The sequence below is a fragment of the Pseudomonas sp. S1_G07 genome (genome assembly GCF_054668565.1).
Genome location: NZ_CP162778.1, coordinates 1,533,418 through 1,545,605, shown reverse-complemented (window position 1 = coordinate 1,545,605; position 12,188 = coordinate 1,533,418). Strand labels below are relative to the sequence as shown.

The 12,188-nt window shown below is 63.1% G+C and carries 14 protein-coding genes and 1 pseudogene; 13 read left to right on the top strand and 2 right to left on the bottom strand.

Translation table 11 applies throughout. The features are described 5' to 3' along the window. Both selO and trxC read left to right on the top strand, forming a co-directional pair. On the top strand, positions 1-1,464 hold the full coding sequence (gene selO, locus AB4O05_RS07095; RefSeq protein ID WP_460131986.1) for a protein adenylyltransferase SelO: 1,464 nt from the start codon (positions 1-3) through the stop codon (positions 1,462-1,464). Between the two features lie 205 nt (positions 1,465-1,669). Beyond that, complete coding sequence (gene trxC / locus AB4O05_RS07090) at positions 1,670-2,104, top strand: thioredoxin TrxC (RefSeq protein WP_460164856.1); 435 nt, start codon at positions 1,670-1,672, stop codon at positions 2,102-2,104. Between the two features lie 114 nt (positions 2,105-2,218). Here trxC and AB4O05_RS07085 read toward each other — a convergent pair whose 3' ends face one another. Both AB4O05_RS07085 and AB4O05_RS07080 read right to left on the bottom strand, forming a co-directional pair. Next, positions 2,219-2,389 (bottom strand): DUF6124 family protein, encoded by a 171-nt coding sequence (locus AB4O05_RS07085; RefSeq protein WP_460131987.1) that lies wholly within the window; start codon positions 2,387-2,389, stop codon positions 2,219-2,221. Between the two features lie 445 nt (positions 2,390-2,834). Continuing rightward, on the bottom strand, positions 2,835-3,605 hold the full coding sequence (locus tag AB4O05_RS07080) for a ParA family protein (protein WP_460131989.1): 771 nt from the start codon (positions 3,603-3,605) through the stop codon (positions 2,835-2,837). A gap of 328 nt (positions 3,606-3,933) precedes the next feature. Between AB4O05_RS07080 and AB4O05_RS07075 the strand changes: the two genes are divergently transcribed. The 11 genes and pseudogenes from AB4O05_RS07075 to AB4O05_RS07025 form a co-directional block, all read left to right on the top strand. Beyond that, on the top strand, positions 3,934-4,653 hold the full coding sequence (locus AB4O05_RS07075; protein ID WP_460131991.1) for a beta-ketoacyl synthase chain length factor: 720 nt from the start codon (positions 3,934-3,936) through the stop codon (positions 4,651-4,653). Beyond that, entirely contained in the window at positions 4,629-5,435 is an 807-nt protein-coding gene (locus AB4O05_RS07070) for a lysophospholipid acyltransferase family protein (RefSeq protein ID WP_460131992.1), read from the top strand. Before AB4O05_RS07075 ends, AB4O05_RS07070 begins: the two co-directional genes overlap by 25 nt. Beyond that, a complete protein-coding gene (locus tag AB4O05_RS07065; RefSeq protein ID WP_460131994.1) occupies positions 5,419-5,688 on the top strand; it encodes a phosphopantetheine-binding protein in 270 nt (89 codons plus the stop codon). Before AB4O05_RS07070 ends, AB4O05_RS07065 begins: the two co-directional genes overlap by 17 nt. Positions 5,689-5,697: 9 nt before the next feature. Further along, positions 5,698-5,952, top strand: coding sequence for an acyl carrier protein (locus tag AB4O05_RS07060; protein WP_460131996.1), 255 nt, complete (start codon positions 5,698-5,700; stop codon positions 5,950-5,952). Further along, positions 5,949-6,494, top strand: coding sequence for a COG4648 family protein (locus AB4O05_RS07055; protein WP_460131997.1), 546 nt, complete (start codon positions 5,949-5,951; stop codon positions 6,492-6,494). The genes AB4O05_RS07060 and AB4O05_RS07055 overlap by 4 nt, the downstream gene beginning before the upstream one ends. After that, positions 6,491-8,161: an ApeI family dehydratase gene (locus tag AB4O05_RS07050; RefSeq protein ID WP_460131999.1), complete on the top strand. Its 1,671-nt coding sequence runs from the start codon at positions 6,491-6,493 to the stop codon at positions 8,159-8,161. The genes AB4O05_RS07055 and AB4O05_RS07050 overlap by 4 nt, the downstream gene beginning before the upstream one ends. A 167-nt stretch (positions 8,162-8,328) precedes the next feature. Further along, positions 8,329-9,063 (top strand): glycosyltransferase family 2 protein, encoded by a 735-nt coding sequence (locus tag AB4O05_RS07045; RefSeq protein WP_460132000.1) that lies wholly within the window; start codon positions 8,329-8,331, stop codon positions 9,061-9,063. Continuing rightward, positions 9,060-9,995 (top strand): LpxL/LpxP family acyltransferase, encoded by a 936-nt coding sequence (locus AB4O05_RS07040; RefSeq protein WP_460164855.1) that lies wholly within the window; start codon positions 9,060-9,062, stop codon positions 9,993-9,995. Before AB4O05_RS07045 ends, AB4O05_RS07040 begins: the two co-directional genes overlap by 4 nt. Next, a complete protein-coding gene (locus AB4O05_RS07035) occupies positions 9,979-11,520 on the top strand; it encodes an HAL/PAL/TAL family ammonia-lyase (protein ID WP_460132002.1) in 1,542 nt (513 codons plus the stop codon). The genes AB4O05_RS07040 and AB4O05_RS07035 overlap by 17 nt, the downstream gene beginning before the upstream one ends. Then, positions 11,513-11,938: an acyl-CoA thioesterase gene (locus AB4O05_RS07030; RefSeq protein WP_460132003.1), complete on the top strand. Its 426-nt coding sequence runs from the start codon at positions 11,513-11,515 to the stop codon at positions 11,936-11,938. The genes AB4O05_RS07035 and AB4O05_RS07030 overlap by 8 nt, the downstream gene beginning before the upstream one ends. Then, positions 11,935-12,183, top strand: a pseudogene (locus AB4O05_RS07025) (outer membrane lipoprotein carrier protein LolA); the annotation flags it as partial. The gene AB4O05_RS07030 and the pseudogene AB4O05_RS07025, both read left to right, overlap by 4 nt. Positions 12,184-12,188 lie beyond the last annotated feature (5 nt).

Here is a 12,188-nt window from a genome sequence, read left to right as displayed (position 1 = left end):
GTGAAAGCCCTCGACGAACTGACCTTCGACAACCGCTTCGCACGCCTTGGCGACGCGTTCTCAACTCACGTCCTGCCCGACCCCCTCGATGAGCCGCGCCTTGTCGTGGCGAGTGATGCCGCCATGGCCCTGCTCGACCTCGACCCGGCGGTAGCCGCAACGCCGGTATTCGCCGAGCTGTTCGGCGGCCACACGCTGTGGGCCGAGGCAGAACCCCGGGCGATGGTCTATTCCGGGCATCAGTTCGGCGGCTACACGCCACAGCTGGGCGATGGCCGAGGGTTGTTGCTGGGCGAGGTGTATAACCAGGCCGGTGAACATTGGGACCTGCACCTCAAGGGCGCCGGGATGACGCCATACTCGCGCATGGGCGATGGCCGCGCGGTGCTGCGCTCGTCGATTCGTGAATTCCTCGCCTCCGAAGCGCTGCACGCGCTGGGCATTCCCAGCAGCCGGGCCTTGTGCGTCATCGGCTCCAGCACCCCGGTCTGGCGTGAGAAACAGGAGCGCGGCGCGATGGTACTGCGCCTGGCCCGCAGCCATATCCGCTTCGGGCACTTCGAATACTTCTACTACACCAAAAAGCCCGAGCAGCAGGCGCAACTGGCCGAACATGTACTGAACCTGCATTACCCCGAGTGCCGCGAACAACCCGAACCGTATTTGGCGATGTTCCGTGAAATCGTCGAGCGCAACGCCGAGATGATCGCCAAATGGCAGGCCTATGGCTTCTGCCATGGGGTGATGAACACCGACAACATGTCGATCCTCGGCATTACCTTCGACTTCGGGCCGTTTGCGTTTCTCGACGACTTTGACGCGCACTTCATCTGCAACCATTCGGATCATGAAGGGCGTTATTCCTTCAGCAATCAGGTGCCGATCGGGCAATGGAACCTCAGCGCGTTGGCCCAGGCGCTCACGCCGTCCATCAGCGTCGACGCGTTGAAGGAAGCGCTTGGCCTGTACCTGCCGCTGTACCAGGCGCATTACCTGGATTTGATGCGTCGACGGCTGGGGCTCACCACCGCCGAAGACGATGACCAGAAGCTGGTGGAGCGCTTGCTCAAGCTGATGCAGAACAGCGGCGTGGATTACACCCTGTTCTTCCGCCGTTTGGGGGATGAGCCGGCGGCGTTGGCCGTAACGCGATTGCGCGATGATTTTGTCGATTGGGCCGGGTTCGATGCCTGGGCCGAGCTATACACCGCTCGCGTTCAGCGGGACGGGGAATACAGCGAGGAGCAGCGCCGAGAGCGGATGCATGCGGTGAACCCGCTGTACATCCTGCGTAACTACCTGGCGCAGAACGCCATCACCGCCGCCGAGGCTGGAGACTACAGCGAAGTACGGCAGTTGCATGCGGTGCTTTCCAAGCCGTTTGAGGAACAAGCGGGGATGGAGCAATACGCGCAACGGCCGCCGGATTGGGGCAAGCATTTGGAGATCAGTTGTTCGTCGTGATACGCCATGCTCCAGCATCATTGATCGCAGTACGTCGACACCGCGCACCTCAGGCACGGGCCAATGCTCCAAGTCGTCGGCCTTAACCCAGTCACCGATGATATCGACCACGCCCATCAACGGATGGGCCTCGTCGCCCCCGAGCTTGATAAAGCTGATACCTGACTCCAGATAGGGAGCATTGGCCACATCCACGGAGCCCACCATGTCCGAACCTCTCGTCATCCCCTGCCCTCATTGCAACGGCCTCAACCGCATTCCCGGCGAACGCCTGGGTGACGCGCCAAAGTGCGGGCGCTGCAAGCAGCCCGTGTTGCTGAACACGCCGTTCGAACTGAAACAAGGCGACTACACCAGCCAGATCAAGGGCGACCTGCCGTTGCTGGTGGATGTATGGGCCGACTGGTGTGGGCCGTGCAAGTCGTTTGCGCCGGTGTTTGAACAAGCCGCCGGGCAGCTGGCGGGCAAGTGCCGGCTGGCCAAGCTGGACAGTGAGGCCAACCAACAGTTATCGGCGCAACTGGGGATTCGCTCGATCCCCAGTTTGATCCTGTTCAAGAATGGCCGCGAAATAGCGCGCCAGAGCGGGGCATTCCCGTTGCCACAACTGATGAGCTGGTTGCGCAGCCAAGGGGTGTAAACGCGGTCAATGTAGGAGCTGGCTTGCCTGCGATGCAGACGCCTCGGTTTGGCAGGCGCACCGAGGTGATGCTATCGCAGGCAAGCCAGCTCCTACATTGGCCGCATTTCAAGTTCAGGCGAGCGGCGCTTCGCGGTCCATCATCTGGCCGACCAGCATGACGCCCAGCTCACTCAATTGGTGGATGGCCAGGGCCACGTCACGGTGTTCGCCGGGGAGGTTGGGGGTAATGCTGTAAAGATTACTGGTTGTCATGATCATCGCTCGGGATAAGGCCGCCCTCACAACGCTACTAAACGAGGGGTGGCAGCTGTACGCAGGTTAGTAGACCGGGTGCGATGCAAAGCCGGCGCACACGAAGGTGCCCTACGCACAGCCACCATCAAACAAAGATAAAACTTGCTCGACGGGGCTTGTGCCCTTTACATGCTCTTCAGGCTACTAAACCCGACCACTGAGAATTCAGCGGCCCGAGAACCTTAGAGACGCCCATCCAGACGCACAAGCCGGCGGATTCTGGCCTAGCTGTAGGCATCGAGACAAGGTACAGCACCTATTGCCAGACCCTTCCTACAGCCTCTGTGGGACAAATCCATCTGCCGGAACGCAATCCAAAGTGTGGGAGCGGGCTTGCTCGCGAATGCGATCTGTCAGCCAGCACCTTTGGCACTGAGACACCGCATTCGCGAGCAAGCCCGCTCCCACATGGGGATTTATGCTGCCTTTGAGGTCAGCCGTTTTCCAGCAAGTTATGCAGTTCCACAAACTGCAACGTCAGCTTATGCCGTGGGTCCAGGTGGATCAGCGGCTTGTTCTCCTGGTGCGACTCACGCATGCGCACGGAGCTGGCCAGGTACACCGGCAACACCGGCAAGCCTTCGGCAATCAACTCATCGAGCATCTGCTGCGGCAGGCTCGCCCGGGCCTGGAACTGGTTGACCACGATGCCTTCCACTTCGAGGCCTTCGTTGTGGTCTTCCTTCAATTCCTCGATTTCCGCCAGCAGGCCGTACAGGGCCTGACGCGAGAAGCTGTCACAATCGAAGGGGATCAACACTCGATCAGCGGCGATCAGCGCTGAAACGGCATAAAAATTCAAGGCCGGTGGCGTATCCAGGTAAATCCGGTCGTAATCTTCGCTCAGTTCATCCAGCAGCTTTCGCAGCTTGTTGATCTTGTGCTTGGCCTCGAGCTTGGGCTGCAAATCCGCCAACTCTGCCGTCGCAGTGATCACGTGCAGGTTATCGAAGGGCGTTTCGTAGATATCGACCTTGTTCTTCTTCGAAAACGGCCCGGAAGAGAGGGTTTGCTTGAAAAAATCCGCGATCCCCATGGGAATATCGTCGCCGGTCAGCCCGGTAAGGTACTGGGTTGAATTAGCTTGTGCATCGAGGTCCACCAACAGGGTTCGATAGCCTTCGCTGGCGCTGACCGCCGCCAGGTTGCAGGCGATGCTGGACTTGCCCACGCCGCCTTTCTGATTGAACACCACGCGCCGCATGGAAAAACCTCCGCGTTTCAATGAATGTCCGAGTGTAGAGGGCAAAAGTGTCTGTTAGCTACCTCGTTCATCGATGCCTGCCACATTGAAGATGCATCGAGTACAAGTGAATAGGAACGGTCCGACAATCCAACCCGCCTCTGGGTAAAGGACAATCCGCAAATCTTTCCCGCGCGCGCTGGTCATCTGCCTTGCACATTTCTTTACCAAAGTTTGCTAGAACCCCACGGCACCGGGATAATGCGCGCCATTCGGCGATTGCTCCCTGTCCCGGTATTCGGGGCCAAACGCCGCACATGGAAGCCCGCAGGGGCGGGATAACTTCTCAGTGATCAACTTCAACATCGCCCAATGGCGCGCCTGGGCCCCTGGCCTGGAGAGTGCGGACGACTGGCACGCCTGGTGTCGGGCCCCAGTGTTGCTGCCCGCCAGCGCAGCCTCGCCCGACGTGTCATTTCTGCCGGCCATGCAGCGCCGCCGCCTGAGCCGCCTGGCACGCATGGCCTTCAGCGTGGGCTGGCCACTGGCCGAGGGCCTGCCAGACCTGCCGCTGGTGTTTGTTTCCCGGCACGGCGAAACCCCGCGCACGCTCGACATTCTCAGCGACCTGGCGAATGACCAGCCGCTGTCGCCGACCCAGTTCAGCCTGTCGGTGCATAACGCGGTGATTGGCCTATGGTCGATCCTGCGCGATGAAACCAGCGAGATGACCGCCCTCGCCGCTGCCGGCGACGGCCTGGAGCACGGCATGCTCGAAGCCGCCGCGCTGCTCAACGAAGGCGCACCGGCCGTGTTGCTGATCATCACCGAAGAGCTGCCGCCCGAGGCCTACACCCACTGGATCGTTGATGTGCCCTTCCCCTACGCCCTCGGCCTGTTGCTGACCCCAGGCGACGAGTGGCAGCTGGAACTTTCCAGCGGCACTGTCCAACCCACTCAAGCCCAGTGGCCTCACGCCCTGAACCTGCTGCGCGCCCTGCTCACCCAACAGGACGCCTGCCAACATGCCTGGAAGAACCGAGTATGGAATTGGCAACGCAAGCCCTGACCGACAAGCCACGGGACGCCTATTACTGGCGCCTGTTCGCGACCGCCGCCAGCTTCGTGCTGTTCGGCTTCGGTGGGCTGTGCCTGCGTTTGCTGGTATTTCCCCTGCTCAGTTGCCTGCCGGGGGACGCGGCCAAGCACCGCCAGCGTGCCCGCCACACGATCAGTTGGTTGTTCTGGTTCTTCATTCGCCTGATGCAGCGCGCCGGCGTGCTGACCTATAGCGTCGAAGGCGCCGAGAAACTCGGCCGCCCCGGCCAGATGATCATCGCCAATCACCCATCGCTGATCGATGTGGTGTTCTTGATCGGCCTGGTGCGCCAGGCCAACTGCGTGGTCAAGCAGAGCCTGTGGCAAAACCCCTTTACCCGTGGGCCGGTGCGCGACGCCAGCTACATCAGCAATGACGGCAGCGCCGAGATGCTCGATGCCGCCGCCGACGCCCTGAAAACCGGTCAGACCCTGATCATCTTTCCCGAAGGCACCCGCACCACACCCGGCGCGGCGCCTGCCTTTCATCGCGGGGGCGCCGCTATTGCGCTGCGCGGTGCGACAATCATCACCCCCGTGGTGATCAAGGTCAGCCCCACCACCCTGACGAAGGCCGAACCCTGGTATCGCATCCCCAAATGCCGCGTGCACTTCAGTTTGCGGGTGGGTGCCGATATAGAACCACAGGCGTTCGCAACATTGGGGCCCGCGCCCCAGGCCTCGCGTAAGCTCAACGATTACCTGCACCACTATTTTATTAAGGAGCTCGCCGAAGATGAGCGACCAACATAGCCTTGAGCACGACATAAAAACGCTGATCATCGAGGCCCTGGGCCTGGAAGATATCAGCGCCGACGATATCGGTAGCGATCAACCCCTGTTTGGCGAGGGCCTCGGCCTGGATTCGGTAGATGCCCTGGAATTGGGCCTGGCGATCCAGAAAAACTACGGCATCAAGATCGATGCCGACGCCAAGGACACCCGCAATCACTTCACCAACGTGGCCAGCCTTGCGGCGTTCATCACGGCCAGACAGGCAGCTTGAGACCGGACCATGCAAACTCGTGACGATATTTTCAACACCCTGCGCGATGCCTTGGTGGAACTGTTTGAACTGGAACCTGAACGCGTCACCCTTGAGGCCAACCTCTACCAGGACCTGGAAATCGACAGCATCGATGCCGTGGACCTGATCGACCATATCAAGCGCCAGACCGGCAAGAAGATCGCCGCCGAAGAATTCAAGGCGGTACGCACCGTGAACGACGTGGTTGAGGCGGTATACCGTCTGGTCGCGCCTGCCGCATGAGCCGCCTGATCGGCCTTGGCCTGTTGTTGGCGGGGCTGCTGTACCCCTTTGCGGTGTATTACGGCACCGAGCACTTTGCGCCGTGGCAATTCGGCCTGCTGCTTGGCGGCCTGTGGCTGTTGCGCGCGCTCACCGGCGAACGGCGCCCAGGCAGCCGCTGGATGGCCGTGGCGGTGATGGTGTTCTGCCTGGCTCTGGCTTGGTTCGACAACCCGCAATTACTGCGCTGGTACCCGAGCCTGGTCAGTGCGTTCATGTTGACGCTGTTCGGCCTGAGCCTTAAATACGGCCCGCCAGTGGTCGAGCGCCTGGCCCGCATGACCGACCCGCAGTTGCCACCCCACGCGATTGTGTATACGCGCCAGGTTACCGTGGTGTGGAGTGTTTTTTTTCTGTGTAATGGCCTGCTCGCCGCCGCCCTCACCCTATGGGCGCCGCTGAGCTGGTGGACGTTGTACAACGGGCTGATCGCCTACGGGCTGATGGGGCTGTTGTTTGCCGTGGAATGGCTGGTACGACAAAGGGTTCGAGGCCGCGTATGAATGGGTTGAAACTTGAGCACTTGCTGCTTGAGCCGCTGCAACAGCGTGGGGTCACCACCGAACCTGCGATGAATCACGCCCAGCTGTGGGAGTCCGCTCTCAGCCTGGCGGCCGGCCTGCAAGCGCGCGGCATTCGGCGCCTGGCCGTGCACCTGGGAGATGCCGGCAGCCTGGCGATTGCCCTGCTGGGTGCCTGGCGCGCCGGGGTCAGCGTGCTGCTGCCCGCCGACCTGCAACCTCAGACCCGCCATCGCTGGGCGGATGCCGTCGACGCCTGGCTGACCGAGACTGCGGACCTGGACGCACTGTATCAAGCCCCACTGGAGCCCGCCGCGCTCGACCTGGACACCTGCCAACTGAGCCTGTGCACCTCCGGCTCCAGTGGCGAGCCCAAGCGCATCGACAAAACCCTGCGCCAACTGGCCAACGAGGTCGAGGCCCTGGAAACGCTCTGGGGCGCAGACCTCAAGGGTGCGTGCATCATCGGCAGCGTCGCCACTCAACATATCTATGGCCTGCTGTTTCGCGTGCTCTGGCCGTTGTACGCCGGTCGCACCTTTGTGCGCCGCCAACTGGCCTTCCCCGAAGACATGCAACGCGCCAGCCGCGAGCACACGCAGTTCGCCTGGGTGGCAAGCCCGGCGCTGCTCAAGCGCATGGGCGACAACCTCGACTGGCCCGCGCTGAGCCAGGTGTCACGGGTGTTTTCCTCCGGTGGTGCGCTGCCCATCGAAGCCGCCTCCAGCCTGTACGACCGCCTGCAACAATGGCCGACGGAAATCCTTGGCAGCTCGGAAACCGGCGGCATCGCCTGGCGTCAGGGCGCGCAACCCTGGCAGCCGTTTACCGATGTGCAACTGAGCCAGGATGCCGACGGCGCCCTGCGCATCGCCTCGCCCTACCTGCCCGCCGGGCATGTCGAACACACCGCCGACGCCGTGCGTATCCATGCCGACGGCCGCTTCGAACTGCTCGGCCGCCTGGACCGCATCGTCAAACTGGAAGAGAAACGCATCTCCCTGCCCATGCTCGAACACGCGCTGATGACCCACCCGTGGGTCGCCGAAACACGCCTGGGCGTGGTACAGGAAAACCGTGCGTCCCTGGGCGCCCTCGTGGTGCTCAGCGCCGACGGCCTGCATGCCCTGCGCAACCAGGGCCGGCGCAGCCTCACCCAGACCCTGCGCCAACACCTGAGCCAGCATTGCGAAGCCCTGGCGCTGCCGAGGCGCTGGCGTTTGCTGCGCCAACTGCCGCTGAATGCCCAGGGCAAACTGCCCCAGGCCGACGTGGCCGCGTTGCTGCTGGCGCCTCGGCCAAAAGCACCGGAAGTGTTGGAACAGGTCGAAGCCAATGGCGAATGGACCGTGCAGTTGAGCGTGCCGCCGGACCTGGCCTATTTCAGCGGGCACTTCCCGGCCACCCCGGTGCTGCCCGGCGTGGTCCAGGTGGAGTGGGCGTTCAACCTCGGCCAGCAACTGCTCGACTTGCCCGCGACCTTTGCCGGCATGGAAGTGCTCAAGTTCCAGCAACTGGTGCGTCCTGGCGACCGCATCGAACTGCACCTGCGCTTCGACCGCGAGCGCAGCAAGCTGTATTTCGCCTACCGCAACGGCGTCGCCGCCTGTTCCAGTGGCCGGATCCAACTGGAAACCGCCCATGCATAACCTCCTGTGGCGAGCGGGCTTGCCCCGCGTTGGGCTGCGAAGCGGCCCTAAAACCTGCGCCAGAGTTCCGGCTGACACACCTCGGTTACCTTACTGGGGCCGCTGCGCGACCCAACGCGGGGCAAGCCCGCTCGCCACAGGTTATTCACCAACCGGTGGGGTCCATCATGCATAACCCCTGCGCCCTGATCCCGGTCTACAACCACGAAGCCGCCGTGCCGGCCGTGGTCAACAGCCTGTTGCACAGCGGCCTGCCGTGCCTGCTGGTCGATGACGGCAGCAGCCCGGCCTGCGCGGCAGTGCTGGCGCAATTGGCGACCCTGGATCACGTCACCCTGCTGACCCTGCCCCGCAACCAGGGCAAGGGCGGCGCAGTGATGGCAGGCTTCCGCGAGGCAGCGCGCCTGGGCTTCAGCCATGCGCTGCAAGTGGATGCCGACGGCCAGCACGATCTGCGCGAAGTCGAGACCTTTATCGACACCTCGCGCAGGCACCCCGACGCAATCATCTGCGGTTACCCCGAATACGACGAAAGCGTGCCCAAAGGCCGCCTGTACGCCCGCTACCTGACCCATGTGTGGGTGTGGATCAACACCCTGTCACTGCAGATCCGCGACTCGATGTGCGGCTTTCGCGTGTACCCGCTGGCACCCGTGCTGGCGCTGATGGACTCGGCCTATATCGGCACGCACATGGATTTCGACTCGGACATCCTCGTGCGCCTGGCCTGGCGTAACCAGCCGATGCGCTGGCTGCCGACCCAGGTGCATTACCCCGCCGATGGTTTGTCGCACTTCCGCCTGTTCCGCGACAACGTGCGCATCAGTGCCATGCACACCCGCTTGTTCTTCGGCATGTTGGTACGTGCGCCGATGATCCTGTGGCGCCGGTGGCAGGCATGAGCGACAGCAGCAAACACTGGGCTGACCGCGAGGAGCGCGGCAGCTATTGGCTGATGAAACTCACCGCCATCGCCGCCAAGGTCCTTGGCCGTCGCCTGCTGAGCCCGGTGCTGTACGGCATCGTGTTGTACTTCTTCCTGTTCGGTCGCACCGCGCGCCAGAGCGCCTGGCACTACCAGCAGCGCCTGGCCGACTGGAGCGGGCGCGATGAACTGCGCCCTACCCACCGCAAGGTCTTCGCTCAGTTCATGGCCTTCGCCGACGCGCTGCTCGACAAGCTCGACGTGTGGAACGGCAAGTTGCGCCTGGAACAGATCGAGATCGACGACCCGGCAAAACTACGCGGGCAACTGCACGGCGAGCGTGGGCAGATGCTGGTGGGCGCGCACCTGGGCAACCTTGAAGTGTGCCGCGCGCTCGCCGAGATCGGTGAAAAGGTCACCATGAACGTGCTGGTACACACCAAGCACGCCGAACGTTTCAACCGTCTGCTGGGCGAAGCCGGCGCGACCCATTTGCGCCTGATCCAGGTCAGCGAGCTGGACCCGGCCACCATGCTGCTGCTCAGCCAGCGTCTGGACGATGGCGAGTGGCTGGCGATTGCCGGTGACCGCGTGCCGCTGCACGGCGGGCGCACGGTACGCGTGGACTTCCTCGGTCATGACGCCGCATTTCCCCAGGGCCCGTGGCTGCTGGCCGGTTTGCTCAAATGCCCGGTCAACCTGCTGATGTGCCTCAAGCACCAGGGCCGCTATCGCCTGACTATCGAGCCGTTCGCCGCATCGATCGAATGGAAACGCAGCACCCGCGAGCAGGTCATCGCCCAATGGACCGCGCGCTACGCTGCACGCCTGGGCCAGTTCTGCCTGGAGGCGCCCCAACAGTGGTTCAACTTTTACCCTTTCTGGAAGACCGATGACGACGCATCTTGAGCCGGTAACCTTTGGCGAACGCCCCTTGCGCATCGAAGACGTGCTGGCCCTGGCCAACCGTCAGGCGCCTACGCAATTGCAGGACGATGCCGCCTATCGCCAGCGCATCGCCAAGGGCGCGCAGTTCCTCGACTCGCTGCTGGACAAGGAAGGCGTGATCTACGGCGTGACCACCGGCTACGGCGACTCGTGCGTAGTGGCGGTGCCGTTGCAGCACGTCGAAGCCCTGCCCCGTCACCTGTACACCTTCCACGGGTGCGGCCTGGGCAAGTTGCTCGACGCCCAGGCCACCCGCGCGGTGCTGGCGGCGCGTTTGCAGTCGCTGTGCCACGGCGTGTCCGGGGTGCGCGTGGAACTGCTGGAGCGTCTGCACGCGTTTCTGGAACACGACGTGCTGCCGCTGATCCCGGAAGAGGGCTCGGTGGGCGCCAGCGGTGATCTGACGCCGCTGTCCTACGTGGCGGCGACCCTGTCCGGCGAGCGCGAGGTGATGTTCCGCGGCGAACGCCGCCAGGCCGCCGATGTGCACCGCGAACTGGGCTGGGAACCGCTGGTGCTGCGCCCCAAGGAAGCCCTGGCGCTGATGAACGGCACCGCGGTGATGACCGGCCTCGCCTGCCTGGCTTTCGCCCGCGCCGATTACCTGCTGCAACTGGCCACGCGCATCACGGCGCTGAACGTGGTGGCGCTGCAAGGCAACCCGGAACACTTCGACGAACGCCTGTTCGCCGCCAAGCCGCACCCGGGGCAGATGCAAGTGGCCGCCTGGCTGCGCAAGGACCTGGCGATCGATGCGCCCACCGCGCCGTTGCACCGCTTGCAGGACCGCTACTCGCTGCGCTGCGCTCCCCATGTGCTCGGCGTGCTGGCCGACAGCCTGAACTGGCTGCGCTCGTTTATCGAGATCGAACTGAACAGCGCCAACGACAACCCGATCATCGACGCCGAAGAAGAACGCGTGTTGCACGGTGGGCACTTCTACGGCGGGCATATCGCCTTTGCCATGGACAGCCTCAAGACCCTGGTGGCCAACGTCGCCGACCTGCTTGATCGTCAACTCGCGCTGCTGGTGGACGTGCGCTACAACCACGGCCTGCCGAGCAACCTGTCGGGCGCCCCGGCCGACCGCGCAATGCTCAACCACGGCTTCAAGGCCGTGCAGATCGGCACCAGCGCCTGGACCGCCGAAGCACTTAAAAACACCATGCCGGCCAGCGTGTTCTCGCGCTCCACCGAGTGCCATAACCAGGACAAGGTGAGCATGGGCACCATCGCCGCCCGCGATGCGATCCGCGTGCTGGAACTGACCGAGCAGGTCGCCGCCGCCACCTTGCTCGCCGCCAACCAGGGTGTGTGGTTGCGCGCCCAGGCCGAGGATGCACGCCCGTTACCGCCCGCACTGGCAGCGATGCACGAAGCACTGGCAGCGGACTTCCCGCCCGTCATCGAAGACCGCGCCCTGGAAGGCGAACTGCGCCTGTGCCTGCAACGCATCGCCGAGCAACACTGGAGGCTGCATGCGTAGCCCTGGCGTATTGCACAGCGACACCGAAATCCTTGTGCCGTTTTTTGACGTCGACACCATGAACGTCGTATGGCACGGGCACTACGTGAAGTACCTGGAAGTAGCGCGCTGCGCTCTGCTGGACAAGATCGGCCACAACTACACGGCGATGCTGGAATCGGGCTATGCCTGGCCGGTGATCGACATGCAGCTGCGCTATGTGCGCGGCGCCACCTTTGGCCAGACGCTCAACGTGCGCGCCAGCCTGGTGGAATGGGAGAACCGCTTGAAGGTCAATTACCTGATCACCGACCTCGCCAGCGGCGAACGCCTGACCCGCGCCAGCACTGTGCAGGTAGCGGTGGAAATCGCCAGTCGCGAGATGCAATTGGCCTCGCCCAAAATATTCACCGACGCCGTCGAAAGGGCCTTGAAATGAAATCCCCTGTAGGAGCGAGCTTGCTCGCGAAGATCGTCAACGATAACGCTGGTCACCTGACACCCCGTGGCGGCCTCAGGTTTTTCGCGAGCAAGCTCGCTCCTACCGTGTTCGCGTTGTTTGGTTTTGCGGCGGCGGCCCATGGGTTCGATTTGCAACAACTCAGCGACCAGTTGGCCAAACCCAGCGTGATCCACGGCAGCTTCACCCAGGAAAAACACCTGCGCGCCCTGCCGCAACCGCTGGTCAA